This window comes from Mycobacterium sp. ST-F2 (assembly GCF_001905655.1).
Taxonomy (GTDB): Bacteria; Actinomycetota; Actinomycetes; order Mycobacteriales; family Mycobacteriaceae; genus Mycobacterium.
Genome location: NZ_JMHT01000032.1, coordinates 29628 through 48287, shown reverse-complemented (window position 1 = coordinate 48287; position 18660 = coordinate 29628). Strand labels below are relative to the sequence as shown.

15 protein-coding genes and 1 riboswitch are annotated in these 18660 nt (G+C 67.5%); of the genes, 6 read left to right on the top strand and 9 right to left on the bottom strand.

Going from position 1 to position 18660, the window contains the following annotated elements; translation table 11 throughout:
- The first annotated feature begins 19 nt into the window (after window positions 1–19).
- Complete coding sequence (locus tag EB75_RS13670; RefSeq protein WP_073695926.1) at window positions 20–529, top strand: winged helix-turn-helix transcriptional regulator; 510 nt, start codon at window positions 20–22, stop codon at window positions 527–529.
- Here the strand turns inward: EB75_RS13670 and EB75_RS13665 are convergent.
- The 3 genes from EB75_RS13665 to EB75_RS13655 are packed head-to-tail and all read right to left on the bottom strand — an operon-like array spanning window position 526 to window position 3712.
- Window positions 526–1242 carry a class I SAM-dependent methyltransferase gene (locus tag EB75_RS13665; protein ID WP_073695925.1) on the bottom strand — a complete coding sequence of 239 codons (717 nt, stop codon included), beginning with the start codon at window positions 1240–1242 and terminating at the stop codon, window positions 526–528. The two genes, EB75_RS13670 and EB75_RS13665, sit on opposite strands and share 4 nt — an antisense overlap.
- On the bottom strand, window positions 1239–2378 hold the full coding sequence (metX, locus tag EB75_RS13660; protein WP_073695924.1) for a homoserine O-acetyltransferase MetX: 1140 nt from the start codon (window positions 2376–2378) through the stop codon (window positions 1239–1241). Before metX ends, EB75_RS13665 begins: the two co-directional genes overlap by 4 nt.
- Window positions 2375–3712, bottom strand: a complete 1338-nt coding sequence (locus EB75_RS13655; protein ID WP_073695923.1) for a bifunctional o-acetylhomoserine/o-acetylserine sulfhydrylase — start codon at window positions 3710–3712, stop codon at window positions 2375–2377. Before EB75_RS13655 ends, metX begins: the two co-directional genes overlap by 4 nt.
- Before the next feature lie 119 nt (window positions 3713–3831).
- A riboswitch (SAM riboswitch) is annotated at window positions 3832–3953 on the bottom strand.
- Between the two features lie 259 nt (window positions 3954–4212).
- Here EB75_RS13655 and EB75_RS13650 point away from each other — a divergent pair.
- The 3 genes from EB75_RS13650 (at window position 4213) to EB75_RS13640 (ending at window position 10708) form a co-directional block, all read left to right on the top strand.
- On the top strand, window positions 4213–6450 hold the full coding sequence (locus tag EB75_RS13650; protein WP_073695922.1) for an NADP-dependent isocitrate dehydrogenase: 2238 nt from the start codon (window positions 4213–4215) through the stop codon (window positions 6448–6450).
- A 78-nt stretch (window positions 6451–6528) separates the two neighbouring features.
- Window positions 6529–7332 carry an exodeoxyribonuclease III gene (locus EB75_RS13645; protein WP_073695921.1) on the top strand — a complete coding sequence of 268 codons (804 nt, stop codon included), beginning with the start codon at window positions 6529–6531 and terminating at the stop codon, window positions 7330–7332.
- A gap of 112 nt (window positions 7333–7444) precedes the next feature.
- A complete protein-coding gene (locus EB75_RS13640; protein ID WP_073695943.1) occupies window positions 7445–10708 on the top strand; it encodes a helix-turn-helix transcriptional regulator in 3264 nt (1087 codons plus the stop codon).
- Window positions 10709–10727: 19 nt separating this feature from the next.
- Here EB75_RS13640 and EB75_RS13635 read toward each other — a convergent pair whose 3' ends face one another.
- Together EB75_RS13635 and EB75_RS13630 are read right to left on the bottom strand one after the other, a co-directional pair.
- Window positions 10728–11990, bottom strand: coding sequence for an HNH endonuclease signature motif containing protein (locus tag EB75_RS13635; protein WP_073695920.1), 1263 nt, complete (start codon window positions 11988–11990; stop codon window positions 10728–10730).
- A 109-nt stretch (window positions 11991–12099) separates the two neighbouring features.
- The gene (locus EB75_RS13630) at window positions 12100–12699 is read right to left on the bottom strand and encodes a TIGR03086 family metal-binding protein (RefSeq protein WP_073695919.1); all 600 of its coding nucleotides are present in this window, start codon (window positions 12697–12699) and stop codon (window positions 12100–12102) included.
- Between the two features lie 51 nt (window positions 12700–12750).
- Between EB75_RS13630 and EB75_RS13625 the strand changes: the two genes are divergently transcribed.
- Window positions 12751–13173: a MarR family winged helix-turn-helix transcriptional regulator gene (locus EB75_RS13625; RefSeq protein ID WP_073695918.1), complete on the top strand. Its 423-nt coding sequence runs from the start codon at window positions 12751–12753 to the stop codon at window positions 13171–13173.
- On the opposite strand, the gene nagA is transcribed toward EB75_RS13625, so the two are convergent.
- From nagA to EB75_RS13605, 4 genes are read right to left on the bottom strand one after another with little or no spacing between them, the layout of a single operon-like run.
- The gene (gene nagA, locus EB75_RS13620; RefSeq protein ID WP_073695917.1) at window positions 13136–14302 is read right to left on the bottom strand and encodes an N-acetylglucosamine-6-phosphate deacetylase; all 1167 of its coding nucleotides are present in this window, start codon (window positions 14300–14302) and stop codon (window positions 13136–13138) included. The two genes, EB75_RS13625 and nagA, sit on opposite strands and share 38 nt — an antisense overlap.
- Window positions 14299–15306, bottom strand: a complete 1008-nt coding sequence (locus EB75_RS13615; protein ID WP_083612257.1) for an SIS domain-containing protein — start codon at window positions 15304–15306, stop codon at window positions 14299–14301. Before EB75_RS13615 ends, nagA begins: the two co-directional genes overlap by 4 nt.
- A gap of 29 nt (window positions 15307–15335) precedes the next feature.
- On the bottom strand, window positions 15336–16238 hold the full coding sequence (locus tag EB75_RS13610) for an N-acetylglucosamine kinase (RefSeq protein WP_083612247.1): 903 nt from the start codon (window positions 16236–16238) through the stop codon (window positions 15336–15338).
- Window positions 16235–17638 (bottom strand): sugar porter family MFS transporter, encoded by a 1404-nt coding sequence (locus tag EB75_RS13605; protein WP_073695914.1) that lies wholly within the window; start codon window positions 17636–17638, stop codon window positions 16235–16237. The genes EB75_RS13610 and EB75_RS13605 overlap by 4 nt, the downstream gene beginning before the upstream one ends.
- A gap of 291 nt (window positions 17639–17929) precedes the next feature.
- Between EB75_RS13605 and EB75_RS13600 the strand changes: the two genes are divergently transcribed.
- Window positions 17930–18628, top strand: coding sequence for a GntR family transcriptional regulator (locus EB75_RS13600; RefSeq protein WP_073695913.1), 699 nt, complete (start codon window positions 17930–17932; stop codon window positions 18626–18628).
- The last annotated feature ends 32 nt before the right edge of the window (window positions 18629–18660 follow it).

Below are 18660 nucleotides of genomic sequence, written 5' to 3'. Positions count from 1 at the left end.
AATGGACTAACCTGGCCGAGTGTCCAAACAGTCCTTTGGCGACATTTCCTGTTCGATCGCGCGGACGCTCGACGTGGTGGGCCAACGGTGGACGGCCCTGGTGCTGCGGGACCTGTTCGCGGGCATGACGCGGTTCGAGGACCTCCGCCGCGATCTGGGCATCGCCTCGAACGTCCTGGCCGCGCGCCTCGACGACCTCGAGCGCCACGCGGTAGTCGAACGGCGCCAATATCAGAGCGCGCCAACGCGTTTCGAATACATCCTCACCGACAAGGGCCGCGACCTCTACCCGGTGATCGTCAGCCTGCTCGCCTGGGGAGACAGATGGACCGCCGGGGATGCCGGGCCTCCGGCGCTACTGGTTCATGACGAATGCGGCTGTGTCACAACGGCGAAGACCGTCTGCGCCGAATGTGGCGGGGAACTCGAGGCGCTGTCGACGACCGCGGTTCCCGGGCCTGGGGCGCGGGTCGGCCCGGGCACCGCGGTCATCGGAACATTTCTGGCTCCCGGCGAACCGGGTGCCTAGGCCAGCGTCGCCCGCACGCAGTGCGTCACGTACGGCAGTGCCAGGCCGGCGCTGTTGGCCAGCGCCGGGTGTGTGTTCAGCAGCTCGCGCACCTCGCCCAACACCTTGCGCCGCACGTCGGCGGGTGAGGTGATGCAGTAGCTCCGGGACGCGACGAGGTCCAGAAGCGCTTGCGGCGTCAGGTAACTCGTCCACTCGAAGCGGTGCGTCTCGATGTCGGTGAAATCGCCGCACAGTGAGTCGGCGGACGGGTCGTGCTCGCAGCCGATGATGCGGTTCAGTTCCTTGACCCAGCCCAGGCGCTCGTCGCGGATGTTCCACACCAGGCCCAGGCGACCGCCCGGTCGCAACACCCGGGCCACTTCGGCGGCGGCCCGCTCCGGATCGAACCAGTGCCAGGCCTGCGCCACCAGTACCGCGTCAACACTGTTGTCGGGCAACGGGATTTCCTCGGCTGTGCCGAGCAGTGCCGGCACCGATGGCAGCGACCCGCTGAGCACCTCGAGCATCTCGGGGATGGGGTCGACGGCCGTCACCGTCAGTCCGCGCTCAGCCAGCCGGACGGTCAGCTTGCCGGTGCCGGCGCCGAGGTCGAGCACGTCGACGGCCCCCGTGGGCAGCAGCCAGTTGATGGACTCCGGCGGATACGACGGCCGCCCCCGCTCGTAGGCGGCGGCCTGCTCTCCGAAGGACAGTGAGCGTTCGCCCGTCACCGCGAGGCCAAATCCAGTGTCTGGCGGATCAGCAGACCCACCTTGTCGGTCTCGACCAGGAAGCCGTCGTGGCCGTAGTCGGACTCGATGACCTCGAGGCCCGGACAATTCGGCAGGAAGGTGGCCAGTTCCTCTTGCAGCCGAATGGGATACAGCCGGTCGGAGGTGATGCCTCCGACGATCACCGGGACCGGACAAGACCGCAACGCCGCTGCGACTCCACCGCGCCCACGCCCGACGTCGTGACTGCTCAGCGCGTCCGTCAGCGCCACGTAGGTGCCGGCGTCGAACCGTGCGGCCAGCTTGCGGCCCTGGTACTCCAGGTAGCTCTCGACGGCGTAAAGGCCATCGGCAGAACTCTTTTCATGGTTCTGCGCGGTGTTGCGGAACCGGTCGTCGAGTTCCTTCTCGCCGCGGTAGGTCAGATGCGCGAACCGGCGGGCGATCTGGATGCCGTCGTCCGGCGTGCGCCCCGTCAGGTAGTAGTCGCCGCCGTTCCAGTTCGGGTCGGCCTTGATGGCCGCGACCTGGGCGCACTGCGTGCCGATCTGGTCGGCGGTGGCCCGGGCGCCGACCGCCAGCACGAGGCCGGCGCGCACCGTATCGGGGTGTCCCACAAGCCATTCCAGCGCCCGTGCGCCGCCCATCGAGCCACCGACAACCGCGGCGACCTGGGTGATGCCGAGGGCGGCCAGGGCCGCCAGATCGGCGTTCACCTGGTCGCGCACGGTGATGGCGGGAAACCGTGAGCCCCAGGGCTTTCCATCGGGAGCGAGCGAACTCGGACCCGTGGAGCCGCGGCAGCCGCCGAGCACGTTGGTGGCGATGGCGCACCAGCGGTCGGTGTCGATCGGCGCGCCCGGGCCCGCGACGCCGTCCCACCAGCCGCCCGTCGGATGGTCGGGCCCGGCCGGACCGGTGACGTGGGAGTCACCGGTCAGCGCGTGCAGCACCATCACCACGTTGTCGGCGGTGGGGGACAGCTGACCCCAGCGCTGCACCGCGATGGACACGTCGGGCAGCACGACGCCGCTCTCCAATGTCAGCGAGCCGATGTTCACCACACCGATCTCGCCCTCGGCGGGCAGCGGCGGCGCTGCGGATACGTCAGACACGGGCACGTCGATAATCGTCACACCAAGGCCGCCTTTCGGTCGGCACCCCCCACCGATCCGGCGGCAGCGAAACCCTGCTCCAGGTCGGCGAGGATGTCCTCGATGCCCTCGATGCCGACCGCCAGGCGCACCAGGCCGGGGGTGACGCCGGAGGCCAGCTGCTCCTCGGCGGTCAGCTGCTGGTGCGTCGTCGACGCCGGGTGGATCACCAGCGACCGGACGTCACCGATGTTGGCGACGTGGCTGTGCAGCGTCAGCGCGTTCACGAACGCCTTGCCCGCTTCGACGCCGCCGGTCAGTTCGAACGACAGCACCGCACCGGTGCCCTTGGGGGCCAGCTTGCGGCCCAGCTCGTACCACGGCGACGACGGCAGGCCGGCGTAGTTCACCGCGAGCACGTCGGGGCGGCCTTCCAGGTACTCGGCGACCTTCTGCGCGTTGGACACATGGCGTTCAACGCGCAGCGACAGCGTTTCCAATCCCTGCGCGATGAGGAAGGCGTTGAACGGCGCCAGGGCACTGCCCAGATCGCGCAGCAACTGCACGCGCGCCTTGAGCGCGTAGGCCGGTGCGCCCAGGTCGGCGAACACCACACCGTGGTAGCTCGGGTCGGGCTCGGTGAAACCGGGGAACTTGCCGTTGGTCCAGTCGAAGTTGCCACCGTCGACGATGACGCCGGCGATCGCCGAGCCGTGTCCGCCGAGGTACTTGGTGGCCGAGTGCACGACGATGTCGGCGCCGTGCGCCAGCGGCTGGATCAGGTACGGCGTGGCGACGGTGTTGTCGACGATCAGCGGCACGCCGTTGTCGTGCGCGACGCCCGAGACGCCCGGGATGTCGAGGATGTCGATCTTCGGGTTGGAGATGGTCTCGGCGAAGAACGCCTTGGTGTTCGGCCGGACGGCGGCGCGCCACGAGTCCAGATCGTCGGGGTCCGCGACGAAGCTGACGTCGACGCCGAGCTTGGGCAGCGTGTAGTGCAGCAGGTTGTAGGTGCCGCCATACAGCCGGGGCGAGGCCACGACGTGGTCGCCGGTGCCGGCGATGTTGAGGATCGCGAAGGTCGCGGCAGCCTGTCCGGACGACAGGAACAGCGCGGCCACGCCGCCCTCGAGAGCGGCGACGCGCTGCTCGACCACGTCGGTGGTCGGGTTCATGATGCGGGTGTAGATGTTGCCCGGCTCGGCCAACCCGAAGAGCGCGGCGGCGTGGTCGGTGTCGCGGAACGTGTACGACGTCGTCTGGTAGATCGGCAGCGCACGGGCATTGGTGGCGCTGTCGGGGCTCTGACCTGCGTGGATCTGCTTCGTCTCGAAGCTCCAGCGCGCGGTGGGATCGATGGCCTCAGTGGTCATGTTAGGGGTGTCTCCTGTGAGTTTTTAGGTACGACGAATGGGTGCGGGAACTCGCACGAATCACAGACAGCGACGCATAGAAAGCCTCCACTCACCCAGTCATCCGGGTCCGTGTGGCGGACCCGCGCTTGCCTCGCAGCCGCTGTGCGGCTTGCTCAACCTGGTCGTCTCCCGGGGCACCCCACCGCGGATGGAGGGTTGCCGGCCAGCAAGCCGGGGCTTGACGCTGGCACTCATGACCGGTTCTGAGGGTATCTCAAGTAGCTCGGCATCTGCTAGCTGGTGCCGTCCGGTGGGTGGGAGACGGCGTGTCGGTGCCGGCCGGCGTTCGCGCAGTCTGTCCGTATCGATCCAGTTCTGTGCGCTGATGCCGGTCCACCGGAAGCTTGTTGTCCCGGTCACGGTAACTTCGTATCCGTCGTCGACGGGGTAGTCATGTGCAGACGCCGGACTCGACATAGATTTTCGTACGTACTGTCCGTGACGCCGGGAGAGTGACCATGAGTGGCGAGAAACCATCCATCATCTACACGTTGACCGACGAGGCGCCGCTGCTCGCGACGTACGCCTTCCTGCCGGTCGTGCGCACCTTCGCCGGTGCCGCCGGCATCGACGTCCAGACCAGTGACATCTCGGTGGCGGCCCGCATCCTCGCCGAGTTCAGCGACTACCTGACCGATGAGCAGAAGGTCCCCGACAACCTGGGCGAACTGGGCCGGCTGACCCAGTTCCCGGACACCAACATCATCAAGCTGCCGAACATCAGCGCTTCGGTGCCGCAGCTGGTCGCCGCGATCAAGGAGCTCAAGGAGAAGGGCTACAACCTGCCCGACTACCCGGGCGACCCGAAGACCGACGAAGAGAAGGCGATCAAGGATCGCTACGGCAAGTGTCTCGGCAGCGCGGTGAACCCCGTTCTGCGCGAAGGCAACTCGGACCGTCGCGCGCCGAAGGCCGTCAAGGAGTACGCCCGCAAGCACCCGCACAGCATGGGTGAGTGGTCGCAGGCCTCCCGCACGCACGTCGCCACCATGAAGACCGGCGACTTCTACCACGGCGAGCAGTCCATGACGCTCGACAAGGCCCGCCGGGTGAAGATGGTGCTGAAGACCAAGACCGGCAAGACAATTGAGCTCAAGCCCGAGGTCAAGCTGGACGCCGGCGACATCATCGACTCGATGTACATGAGCAAGAAGGCGCTCATCCAGTTCTACGAGGAGCAGATGGAGGACGCCTACAAGACGGGCGTCATGTTCTCCCTGCACGTCAAGGCGACCATGATGAAGGTCAGCCACCCGATCGTCTTCGGCCACGCCGTGCGCATCTTCTACAAGGACGCATTCGCCAAGCACCAGAAGCTGTTTGACGAGCTGGGTGTCAACGTCAACAACGGGCTCTCGGACCTGTACGACAAGATTTCGACGCTGCCCAAGTCGCTGCACGACGAGATCGTCGACGACCTGCACAAGTGCCACGAGCACCGTCCCGAGCTGGCCATGGTCGACTCGGCCCGCGGCATCACGAACTTCCACTCGCCGTCCGACGTCATCGTCGACGCCTCGATGCCGGCCATGATCCGGCTCGGCGGCAAGATGTACGGCGCCGACGGAAAGCTCAAGGACACCAAGGCCGTCAACCCCGAGTCGACGTTCTCCCGGATGTACCAGGAGATCATCAACTTCTGTAAGACGCACGGCCAGTTCGATCCTCGGACCATGGGCACCGTGCCCAACGTCGGTCTGATGGCGCAGAAGGCCGAGGAGTACGGCAGCCACGACAAGACCTTCGAAATTCCCGAGGACGGCGTCGCCAACATCGTCGACATCGATACCGGCGAGGTCCTGCTGACCACGGCCGTCGAAGAGGGCGACATCTGGCGCATGCCCGTCGTCAAGGACCTGCCGATCCGGGACTGGGTCAAGTTGGCCGTCACCCGCGCCCGGCTCTCCGGCATGCCCGTGGTGTTCTGGCTGGACCAGGAGCGTCCGCACGAGGCCGAACTGCGCAAGAAGGTCGCGACCTACCTCAAGGACCACGACACCGAGGGCCTCGATATCTCCGTCATGTCGCAGGAGCGCGCCATGCGGCACACCATCGAGCGGGCCATGCGCGGTCAGGACACCATCGCCGCGACCGGCAACATCCTGCGTGACTACCTCACCGACCTCTTCCCGATCCTGGAGCTGGGCACCAGCGCCAAGATGCTGTCGATCGTGCCGCTGATGGCCGGCGGCGGCCTGTACGAGACCGGCGCCGGTGGTTCGGCGCCCAAGCACGTGCAGCAGCTGGTCGAAGAGAACCACCTGCGCTGGGACTCGTTGGGCGAGTTCCTGGCCCTCGGCGCCAGCCTGGACGACCTGGGCAACAAGACCGACGATGCCCGGGCGCTGCTGCTGGCCAAGACCCTCGACGCGGCGACCGGAAAGCTGTTGGAGGAGAACAAGAGTCCGTCGCGCCGCACCGGTGAGCTGGACAACCGGGGCAGCCAGTTCTACCTGGCCATGTACTGGGCGCAGGAGCTGGCCAAGCAGACCGAGGATGCCGAGCTGGCCGCCAAGTTCGCCCCGCTGGCCAAGACGCTGGCCGAGAACGAGGAGAAGATCGTCGCGGAACTGGCTGCGGCGCAAGGCAGCCCGGCAGACATCGGTGGCTACTACGCGCCGGATCCGGAGAAGACGTCGGCCGTGATGCGGCCGAGCGCCACCTTCAACGCGGCGCTGGCTTCCGTTCAGGAGTAATCGCATAGCGCACGACGTGCACCCGGGGCGCTCTTGCCCCGGGTGCACTGTCGTACCCGGACGTTAAGGTTCTGCTTCGTGATCGTCACCACCATCAACGTCAATGGCATCCGCGCCGCGGTCAAAGAGCGCTCCGAGGAGAACCTCGGGTTGCTGCCGTGGCTGGCCGAGACAAAGTCCGATGTCATCTGCCTGCAGGAGACCCGGGCCGACGACACGCAGCTGACGCAGGCCCTGGCGCCGGCGCTGGACGCCGGCTGGCACCTGGCGTCGGCCGAACCGTCTGCCAAGGGCCGCAACGGGGTTGCCGTGCTGTCGCGGGCCCCGATCACCGCGGTGCGGGTGGGACTGACGCCGGACTGCGAATTCGTCGCGCACGGGCGGTACCTGGAGGCCGACACCGACGGTGCCACGGTCGCCAGCGTGTACGTGCCCACTGGTGAGGCGGAGACCGACAAGCAGGTCGAGAAGGAACGCTTCATGGTCGCGCTGGCCGGCCGGATGGCCGAGCTGAGCCGCAAGCGCCGGGACGTCGTGATCTGTGGTGACTGGAACATCTGCGCGACGGAGCTGGACCTCAAGGCCTGGAAGGCCAACGTCAAGAAGTCCGGGTTCCTGCCCAGCGAGCGGCAGTGGTTGGCCGAGCTGATGGCTTCAGGCTGGACCGACGTGGTGCGGGAGCTGCACCCGGATGTCGCCGGGCCGTACAGCTGGTGGTCATGGCGCGGCAAGGCCTTCGACAATGACGCCGGGTGGCGCATCGACTACCACCTGGCCAACGCCAGGCTGGCGCCCAAGGCCCATGCGGCACGGGTGGAGCGGGCCGCGGCGTATGCGCTGCGCTGGTCCGATCACGCACCGGTGACGGTCGAGTACCGCTGACGTTTTCTACGCGCATGCGCTGATGTAATGCGCCCGGCGCGGCGCGATGCTGGCTAGCATGAGCCAGATTGAAACACCAGCGGATATGCCGTTGAACTGGAGCGATCTGGCCGTGAGTGGGTTGCTGCCGACAGGAACCGTGACGTTGCTGCTGGCCGACGTCGAGGGCTCGACACGGCTGTGGGAGACCCAACCGGACGAGATGGCCGCCGCGGTGGCTGAGTTCGATCGCCGGATATCCGACATCATCGCTGCCCATGGCGGGGTGCGCCCCGTTGAACAAGGCGAGGGCGACAGCTTCGTCGCGGCGTTCTCCCGTGCCGGCGACGCGGTGGCCTGCGCGCTGGAGTTGCAGCGGGCATCGGTGGCGCCGATCCGGCTGCGTATCGGCGTGCACACCGGCGACATTCAGCTGCGCGACGAGGGCAACTACGCCGGCCCCACCATCAACCGGACGGCGCGGCTGCGCGACCTCGCGCACGGTGGCCAGACGGTGCTGTCGGGCACCACCAGCGACATGGTCATCGATCGGCTCCCGGCGGAGGCATTTCTGATCGATCTGGGCACTCATGCGCTGCGGGACCTGCCGCGACCTGAGCGAGTGGTGCAGCTGTGCCACCCCGATCTCCAAAACGATTTCCCGCCGCTGCGCACCGCCAAAGCCGTTGGTGCCGCGAATCTTCCGATACAGCTGACGAGCTTCGTGGGCCGTGAGGCGGAACTGGCCGACGTGGCGCGACTGCTTGTCGACAGCCGGCTGGTGACACTGACCGGTGCCGGTGGAGCGGGCAAGACGCGGCTTGCGATCGAGGTTGCGGCTCGCATGGCGCCGGACTGGCGTGACGGTGTGTGCTACATCGACCTCGCGCCGATCACCGATCCGGACGTCGTGCCGATCGCGGCTGCCCGCACGCTGGGTCTGCCGGACCAGCCGGGGCGCTCGACGATGGACGCGCTGCTGCGTTTCGTCGGCGACCGGAATCTGCTTGTGGTGCTGGACAACTGCGAGCATCTGCTCGATGCGAGCGCGACACTGGTCATCGCGATCCTCGCGTCCTGCCCGGCGGTGACAGTGCTGGCCACCAGCCGCGAACCCATCGGGGTGCCGGGAGAGGTGACACGACAGGTGCCGTCGCTGTCGCTGGCCGACGAGGCGGTCGAATTGTTCACCGATCGCGCACGCCTTGCGCGCCCCGACTTCGTTGTCACCGAGGAGAACTCGGTTGCGGTGGCAGAGATCTGCCGGCGTCTCGACGGCATGCCGCTGGCAATCGAGCTCGCCGCCGCCCGGGTACGGGCGTTGTCGCTAGCCGAAATCGTTGCGAGCCTTCATGATCGGTTCCGTCTGCTCACCGGTGGTGCGCGCACAGCGGTGCGCCGTCAGCAGACGCTGCGCGCCTCGGTGGATTGGTCCCATGCGCTCCTGACCGAACCCGAACGGGTCCTTCTTCGCCGCCTGGCGGCATTCCTGGGCGGCTTCGACCTCGAGGCCGCGCAAGTTGTCGCCGGTGGCGGCGAGCTGCAGCGCTACCAGGTGCTGGACCAGCTCACGCTGCTGGTCGACAAGTCACTCGTTGTCGCGGAAGACACCGAGGGGCGTACGCGTTATCGGCTGCTGGAGACCGTGCGCCAATACGCGCTGGAAAAGCTGGGTGAGTCAGGGGAATCCGATGAGGTCCGTACCCGTCACCGCGACCACTACAACGCTTTGGCTGTCCAGCTTGACACGGCGGGGCGGACAACCAACGCGCTGCTCCTTGCACAAGTAGAGACTGAGATCGACAACTTGCGAGCGGCATTTGCCTGGAGTCGCGAACGATCCGAAACAGAGTCGGCACTGGTGCTCGCTTCGTCGCTGCAACGACTCTGGACGGGCCGTGGGAGGCTCCGGGAGGGGATGTCCTGGTTCGATTCGGTCATCGCCGACGCCGTTCGCGATGACCCCGCTGTCTCGGCGGCGGTACGAGCGCGCGCATTGGCCGAGAATGCCCTGATCCACGCCTGGATGGGAGAGTGGGGCGTCGAGGACAGCATCCGTCCAGCCCAACAGGCCTTGGACATCGCTCGCGCAGTGGGCGACCGAGTCGTGTCGGCCCGCGCGCTCACGGCCTGCTGCTATACCGGTGGTTTCACGGCGGAGGTCGCCGTGCCGTATTTCACCGAGGCGGTCGACCTCGCCCGGGCGCTGGGCGATGAGTGGACACTGAGCCAAATCCTCACGTGGCAGGGGCTCGGTGCATTTGTCGCGGGCGACGCGACGGCCATCTCCGTGGCGGCCGAAGAGGGGCGTGATCTCGCGATTGCGATCGGTAGCCCCTTCGATTCGCGGATGTGCCGTTTGTATCTGGCGTGGGCTCAGATGTGGCGCGGCGGCCTGACTGAGGCGATCGGCCGATTTGGTCAGCTCGCAGCCGAGTCCGACGCTGTAGGAGACGCCGTTGCAAAAGCAATCGCCCTCCAAATGCAGGTTCAGGCACTGGCGTATCGGGGTGATATCTGTGCAGCAGACGCCGGGGGCCGCGATGCGCTCCACGCTGCCGGGGAAGCGGGCGGGATCTATCTAGGTGTTGCCTACTGCGCGGTGACGAATGCGGCACTCGCCGCGGGCGACGTCGCCGCAGCCGCAGCTGCCAGCCGGGCAGGTTGGCCAGATATGAGTCTCCAACCTGACGTCGCAGCGACGTTCATCGCGCCGATGGTCCAGGTAGCCCTCGCGGAAGGCGACCTGTCGACGGCGCTTCGATTGGCCGACGACGCCGTGGGCACGACAAACGGCTGGCACAAGATGGTGGCCTTGACGCTCCGTTCACGGGTTGCCATGGCGCAGGGTCAATTTGGACAGGCCGAGCGTGACCTCCACGCCGCGCTGGTGTGTGGCGCCGAAGTTCAAGCTGCGCTTGGCATTCCCGACGTCATCGACTGCCTGGCGGCCGTGGCCGCGGACGCCGGCAACCAACGAGAAGCAGTGAGGCTCTTCGGCGCAGCATCAGCCATGCGCCAACGAACCGGCGAGGTTCGCTTCCGCATCTATCAAGCGGACTATGACGCGTCGATCGCGGCGCTACGTGATGCCCTGGGCGAGAGTGACTTTGCATCGGTTTGGGATGAAGGCGCCGCACTGTCCTGGGGCGAGGCGATCGCGTACGCCCAACGCGGTCGCGGTGAACGTAAACGCCCGGCGACTGGCTGGGCCTCGCTCACCCCGACAGAGCTGGACGTCGTGCGGCTCGTCAACGAGGGGCTGTCCAACAAGGACATCGGCACGAGACTTTTCGTGTCACCGCGCACGGTGCAGACGCACCTCACGCACGTCTACAACAAACTCGGGCTGACGTCACGGATGCAACTTGCGCAGGAATCGGCGCGGCACAGGTAGTGCGGCCGAGTGGCAACGTCTAGTTGGCGGCTGCAGTTGGTGGTGGTTCGAATGGTTGGTACCACCACCATTGGGCGCGTTCGCCGGTCGGTCCGGGGCACGGCGGCACGTCCGGTGGCGGGGTGGTGGGTGGGCGTGCCAGCGATCTGTTGGTGAGCAGTCGTCCGGCGGCATCGGTAATGACGAGCCGGTCGGCGGGGCCGGTGATCGTGATGCCGCCTTTGTGGTGCAACCGGTGGTGATACGGGCACACCAGCACCAGGTTGTGCAGTTCGGTTTCCCCGCCGTCCTCCCAATGGATTACGTGGTGGACATGCAGACCCCGGGTGGCCCCGCACCCCGGCACCCGGCAACACCGGTCGCGGTGTTCCAGCGCCCGGCGCAGGCGGCGACTGATGGTGCGAGTACTACGCCCGGCGCCGATCGGCTGCCCATGCTTCTCCAGCCACACCTCGCACGTCGCATCGCACAACAGCAGTCGACGTTCGTCGTCGGTGAGTACCGAGCCCAGATGCAGTGCGGCGCGGTCGCGTTCAAGATCGAAATGCACGACGACGGTGGTGTGCTGACCGTGCGGGCGGCGCGCCACATCACAGTCCCAGCCGGCGTCGACCAGGCTCATGAACGCGTCCACCTGGTTCGGGAACGGCGGCACCTGCTCGGACACGGGCTCACCGGTTTCCCCAGCGCCGTGGTTGCGTTTCCAGTCCGCGGCCAACGCATCCTGATGCGACGCCAACGCGGCGTCGAACTTCGCGGCCTCCAGCTTCGGCAACCGGATCGTGTACGTCGTCGACCCGTCGTCGTGGGTGGTCTTTTCGATGGACCGTTCGGGTTCAGGCTTCGGCTCGGGCTCCGGTCGCGGTTCCAGCTTCACCGCCGTCCGCAGCTGGGTGACGGTGGCGCTTTCGGCGAACTGCGCGTAGTGCTCATCCGACCCGTCGGCCGCATGTTCGGCGACCACCCCGACCTGATCCAACGACAACCGGCCTTCACGCATCGACTCGGAGCAGCGCGGGAACTCCTCCAGACGGTGCGCGACCGCCACCATGACCTCCGCATTACGCGGCGACACCCCGGTCTTCCACGCCACCAACGACGTGAGCGACCGGGCACCGGTCGCGCCCCACAACCCGTCACGGTCGATCTCGGCGACGATCTCCACCAACCGCGCGTCGATCGCATTGCGCTGCCCGGTCAACTCACCGATCTCGTCGAAGAACGCATCCAGACGCTCACACGGCGATGCCTCGGGAGCGAAAGCCGTTGCGGTGCTGGACATGACACCATCAAACCAGAGGGGTACGACAAATTTTCGAGCGAAATGACCAAGCTGCTTCGGCGCAGGGAAGGTCGAGTATCGGTCTGCTGTAATGCGGTTTCGGCGAATGCTAGGCCCGCCAGTGCGGGTCGCGGCCGAGGTGCCGAAGCAGGTGATCGAAATCGTTGGTGGCCAGGCCATCACGGGCCGGACCGAACGGTGAATTGGGCATGCTGCGGAAGTCCCCGTCGGGCACGGCCAGGGTCAAGGGGAGCGCAGCGGCGACGACGTCATCGTTCGGTGTGAAGGGGATGCCGAGGCTGGCGGCGACGTCCCAGCCATGCACCAGGTAGTCGATCAAATGGAAGCCGACGGCCATCTCGGCCGGCACCGAGGTGCCCATTTCCACCAGCGCGAACTGGCTTTCGGGGTCCGCGGCGGCGAACGCATCCAATACATCTTGTGCCGCCGAGGCGTAATCGCCGACAGCGTCGTGCGTGTCGCGAACCGTTGCGGGATCCCACAATGCGAGGTCCTGACCACCGCCGCGGGCGGCGGCTGCGAAGCCGCGGTGCTGGACGGTCATGTGGGCCAGTAGTTCGGCCAAATCCCAAGCGGCGCAGGGGGTTGGTCGCGTCAGGTCGGAACTGCCGACGGCGTTGACAATGTCGACCGAGGCGAGGACGGCCGCGCGATGGGTGCTGAGAAGATCAGTGGAAATTGTAGGCATGAACCTATCGTAGGCAGGCGCATACGATATGGCAATGCCTACGATGGCAGGATGTCAGCCAAGCGACCGGACCTCGCCGCGATGCTCGCACCGCTGATGCGCGAGCTGATGGCCGCTGAGCAGCCCATCCTGGACGCGCACGGCGTCACCATGTGGGGCTACGTCGTGCTGCTGGCGCTCGACGAGAATCCGATGCGGTCGCAGGCGGTGTTGGCGCAGGCGATCGGCGCCGACAAGACGCGCATCATCCGCACGCTCGACGACCTGCAGGGCCGCGGTTACATCGAGCGCACGCCCGATCCCGACGACCGCCGGGTGCGGCTCCTGTCGATCACGACGGCCGGGCGCCGGCTCAAAGATGCCGTGCAGCATGACATCCAGCGCGGTGAGGAGCAGTGGCTCGGCGAGTTGAGCGCCGACGAGCGGCGTGTTTTCCTCAAAGTGCTGCAGCGTTTGGCACCGACGCTCGATTGACCACGAACTCTCCGTCGGCCATGACGGCGGCGATGTGCAGGTCCGGGCCGAGCACCACGAGATCGGCGGCCAGGCCGGGCGCGATGCTGCCGACGTCGACCAGCCCCAGTGTCCGGGCGGGCGTCGTCGCGGTCATGGCGGCTGCGGCGATCAATTCCGCGTCGGAGGCGGGATCCCGTACCGCGGCACGAAAGACCATGTCCATCATGGCGGTACTGCCCGCGATCGTCGACTGACCCCGCACTCGCGCAATCGCATCCTGGACCTCGACGTCGAGGGCGCCGAGCCGGAAGGAGCCATCGGGAAGCCCGGCGGCCGCCATGGCATCGGTGATCAGCGCAACCCGAGCGGCCCCCGCGGAGGCGACGACGTGGCGGAGCAGCGCGTCGTGCACGTGGACGCCGTCGGCGATCAGCTCGACGGTGACGCGCGGGTCTTCCAGCAGGGCCATGGCCGGCCCCGGATCGCGGTGGTGCAGTGGCCGCATGGCGTTGAAGACGTGCGTTCCGACGGTGGCGCCCGCCTCGATGGCGGCCCGGGTCTGGTCGTAGCTGGCGTCGGTATGCCCCACGGCGACAACAACTCCCGCGGCGACCAGGCGCTGGATCGCGGACAGGCCACTGGGTAGCTCCGGCGCCACCGTCACCATCCGGATGGCACCATCGGCGGCATCCAACAATGCGTCGATCTCGGCGGGGTCCGGGTCACGCAACTGGCCGGCGTCATGTGCGCCGCAGCGGGCGGCGCTGAGCCATGGGCCTTCCAGATGGATGCCGGCGATCACCCCGGCCCGGCTCGCGGCTGCGAGGGCACGGACCTGGGTCAGCAACGGGGCCGGGGGAGCCGTGACGAGGCTCGCCAGTGTGGTCGTGGTGCCGTGACTGCGGTGAAATGTTGCCGCACGGTGGATTTCGTCGGCCGACGGCTCGGTGTACGACGCGCCGCCGCCCCCGTGCACGTGGATGTCGACGAATCCGGGCACCACGACCGCATCGGCGAAATCGTGGTCAGCCGGGCGCGGTGGGGCGCCCGCCCCGACTGCCAAGATGCGGTTCCCCTGGGTGTCCACCCACCCCGGCCTGAGGACTCCGTCCGGGGTCACCACCGCGCCCGCGGCGATGAGCGTCATAGCGTCTCCGTGACCTTCCGCAGTCCGCGCGGTTGGTCGGGGTCACCGCCGCGGGCCAGCGCCAGGTGCAGCGCAAGTTGTTGCAGCGGAAGGATTTCCAGCAGCGGGGACAATTCGTCGGACACACCGCTGGGCAGTGCGATGCCGCCGGCCAGCCCGGCCAGCGCCGTGGGATCGCCGACGCCGAACACGTCGGCATTGCGCTCGGCCAGCCGTTCCAGCACCGGGGCCATGGCCTGGCCGCCGACTCCCTCGGGAACCACTGCCAGCACCGGTACCTGGGGGTCGACGGTGGCGAGTGGTCCGTGCAGCAGGTCGGCACCCGAAAATGCCTGTGCGGACAGGTACGACGTCTCCATCAGCTTGAGCGCGGCCTCGCGGGCGGTGGGGTAGGAGTAGCCGCGGGCGGTGGCGATGAGCCGCTGCGCGAACCGGTACCGCTGCGCGACGTCGCGCACCAGATCACCGGAGGCGAGCACCTGCTCGCCGAGGTCGGGCAGGGCGCCGACTCCGTCGCCGTCGTGCCCGAGCAGCAGCTGGAGTGCCAACAACTCCGCGGTGTACGACTTGGTCGCGGCCACCGACTTCTCGGCACCGGCCAGCACATCGATGTGAATCTGCGCTGCCGCAGCCAGATCCGACGCCGCGTTGTTGGTGACGGCGACCGTCAGCGCGCCCTGCGCGCGGGCCACCTCCACCGAGCGCACCAGGTCCGGCGAACCACCGGACTGGCTCACCGCCACGTACAGCACGTCGCGCAGGTCGGGTTGAGCGCCGTAGACCGTCATGGTCGACGGCGAGACCAGCCCGGCGGGCAGGCCGTGTTTGATCTCGACGAGGTACTTCGCATACAGCGCGGCGTGGTCGCTGGTGCCGCGCGCCACGAACAGGACGAATCGTGGTGCAGCTGCGGCGATCTGGGCGGCAGCGGCGCGGATGGGGTCACGGCCCTCGTCGAGCAGCCGGCGCCAGACCTGCGGCTGTTCGGCGATTTCGGCGGCCATCAGGTGGCCGGGGGATGTCAGATCGGTGCTCACTTCTTCTCCTTGTCGGAATCACAATCCGGTAGTAGTCGTTGGGCGAGTTCGACCGCGCCGCGCACCGGGTCGACGGCCAGCACCCGTACATCGGTGAACTGTTGCTCGGTGAGGCGTTGCCGCACCACTTTCTGCAGCGCCGGTTGGTGCACTGCCAGGCCGCCGGCGAGGACCACCGGCCCGGTGAAATCCAGCCGGGTGCCGACGGCGATGGCCAGGTCGGCCAGCGCGGTGCCGGCGTCGTCGATGATCTGACGGCTCACAGTGTCACCGCCACTGGCCAATTCGAACACGACCCGGGCGCGGCCGGCCCAGTAGCGCCGGTCGGGTTGGTCGTAGAAGTGGTCGAGCAGCTGGCCGGGGAACTGCAGCCCGCAGTCGGCCGCCAGTTGCTGTCCCAGTCGGTCGGCCGGGGCGCCGCGGTCGATGCGAGCGATGCTGCGCCGCACTGCTTCCCGCGCCACCCAGTAGCCGCTGCCCTCGTCGCCGAGCAGATAGCCCCACCCGCCGGCGCGGCTGTAATGATCACCGTTGCGGCCGAAGGCGACCGAGCCGGTACCGGAGATGACGGCGATGCCGTCGCGGACGCCGGCGGCCGCGAGGATGAGTTGGCTGTCGTGCACGACCCGGATGCGGGCGCAGGGCAGGCGTTGCGCCAGCAGGTCGCGCAGCCGGGCTTCGCCGGCCGGGGTCTCGACGCCGGCCGCTCCGGCGCAGACTGCCTGGATTCCCTTGGTGCCCAACCGCTCCAGGATGACGTCCAGCTGGCGGCCGGCCTCGTCGATGCCGACCGACGAGATGTTCGCGCTGCCGGCCAGGGCCTCGGCGACGACGGTGCCGTTCTCGACCCGTACTGCCTGGGTCTTGGAACCGCCGATGTCGAATCCGATGACGGTCACCGGGCGACCTTGGTGTCTGCGCCTTCGGCCGGCCAGGTGCCGCCGTTCTCCCAGAAGTGGCGGATTTCTTCGAGCTGGCGGCCCTTGGTCTCGGGGGCGAACCGGTACACGAAGATGAAGGCGGCCAGGGCCAGCGCGCCGAACACCATGAATGTGCCGGAGCCACCGAGGGTTTGGAGCATGGTGAGGAAGAAGCCGGCGACGATCGCGTTGCCCACCAGGTCGGAGGTCAGCATCGCGCTGGACCCCATCGAGCGCAGCTGCGACGGGAAGCTCTCCCCGGCGTAGACCCAGACCAGGGCGCCGAATCCGAACGTGAAGCCGACGGTGAACAGCAGCACGCCGATGAAGCCGAGCGCCGTGAGTGCCCCACCGAAGTTCGATCCGGCCAGGAACACCCCGATGAGCAGGGCGTTGGCGGCGATCATCATGCCGATGCCGCCGAGCAGGATCGGTCGCCGGCCGACGCGGTCGACCAGGACCAGCGACACGAACACCGCGATGAGGGCGGCGACCTGGACCAGGGCGGGCAGGATCAGCAGCGCGAAGTTGCCGTGGAAACCCATGGCCTCGAACAGCTTCGGGCTGTAGTAGACGATGGCGTTGATGCCGGTGATCTGGATGAAGAACCCGAGGACGACGACGAAGACCGTCGCGCGCAGGTAGGGCGGTCGCAGCATCTCGCGGAAGGTGCCGCCGCGTTCTTCGGTCAGCGCCCGGCCGATCTCGGCGATCTCAGCGTCGACGTCGGCGCCGGGTTCGACCATCTGCAGCGTGCGACGTGCCTCGTCGACCCGGCCCTTGAGCATGTACCACCGGGCGGTGTCGGGCATGCGCATCAGGATCACGGCCACCAGGAGAGCCGGTACGGAAGCCAGGCCCAGCATCCAGCGCCAGCTGCCGGAGTCGGCCAGGGCGTAGGCGGCGAGGTAACCGATGATGATGCCGATGACGGTCGCCACCTGATAGGCGACGAGTAGTGACCCGCGGATGTTCGCGGGGGCCGATTCAGCGACGAACACCGGAACGACCACCACCGAGACGCCGATCGTCAGGCCCAGCAGTAGCCGCGCAGTCATGAGCATCGGCACCGACACCGACAGCGCACACATCAGAGCGAAGGCGGCATAGGTGGTGGCGACCAGCACCATCGACTTCTTGCGACCGATCTTGTTGGCCAGCCAGCCGCCGACGATGGCGCCGGCGATCTCGCCGATCACCACCATGGTGGTGATCCACTGGACGCCCGCGGTGTCGAGATCGAACTCCTTGGGGATGAACAGCATCGCGCCGGCGATGTTGGACAGGTCGTAGCCGTAGATGACGCCGACGCTGGCCGCTGCGATCCCCACGAGCAGGCCCAGTCGCGACGTTCGTCTTGTTGTCTCGGTAGTGCCCACGTGTGGAGTCCTCTCACTGGAGTGGAAATTGGTCTATACCAATTGGGTAGGTGCTAGATTGGCATATACCAATACGGCCGTCAAGAGGTAAATCGGAACGGCTTTTGCGAGTGAGGTGGGCATACCGCGTGCAGTCACACGTGCAACTTCGGCATCGGGGTCCGGTGGCGACCTTCGCCGGCAAACGTCAACTTTCGTTGACTGGTCAAGGAAAGTTGACGCTTCCCGATGGCATGTGTCGGGAGGCAGGGCGACACGCCTGGTGTGACACGCCGATGGCAGGAAACTGACATGGCCGATACGCAGCCGCGGTACTTCCAGGTCAAGCTCGCCCTCGCGGACCTCATCGCCGAACTGGACCGGGGCATGTCCCTGCCGCCGGAGCGCCAGCTCGCCGAACAACTCGGCACCTCCCGCACCACGCTGCGCAAGGCGCTGGCCGAGCTGGCCGGCGAGGGGGTGCTGCGGCGTACCCAGGGCAGCGGGAACTACGTCGCACCGCCCAAGGTGGTGCACGTACGGCAGCTGTCGTCGCTCACCGACGACCTGAAAGCCGAAGGGATGCAACCCTCTTCGCAGATTCTGGGGTTGGAGCAGATGAAGGCGGACAAGACCGTCGCCGAGCATCTGGAGATCCCGCCGGGGGAGCGGATTCACGTGCTGACGCGACTGCGCCTGGTCGACGGGGAACCGCTGGCCGTCGAGGAGGCCCACCTGCCCGGGGCGCTGCCGCGCTTGGAGGCGCGGCTGGCGGAGACCGGCTCGCTCTATGCGGCGCTGCGCGACCACTATGACCGCGGCGTGCACTCGGTCGAGGACACCGTGGAGACCGCCATGGCGACTCCGGACCAGGCCGAACTGCTGCAGATCGCGACGGGGCAGCCCATGCTGCTGGTCCACCGCACGAGCCGCGACAAGACGGGACGGGTCGTCGAATGGACCCGTTCGGTGTACCGGGGTGACCGGTTCCGCTTCGTCGCGCGGGCATGATCAGCACAGCCCCGGACAAAACCGGATGACGG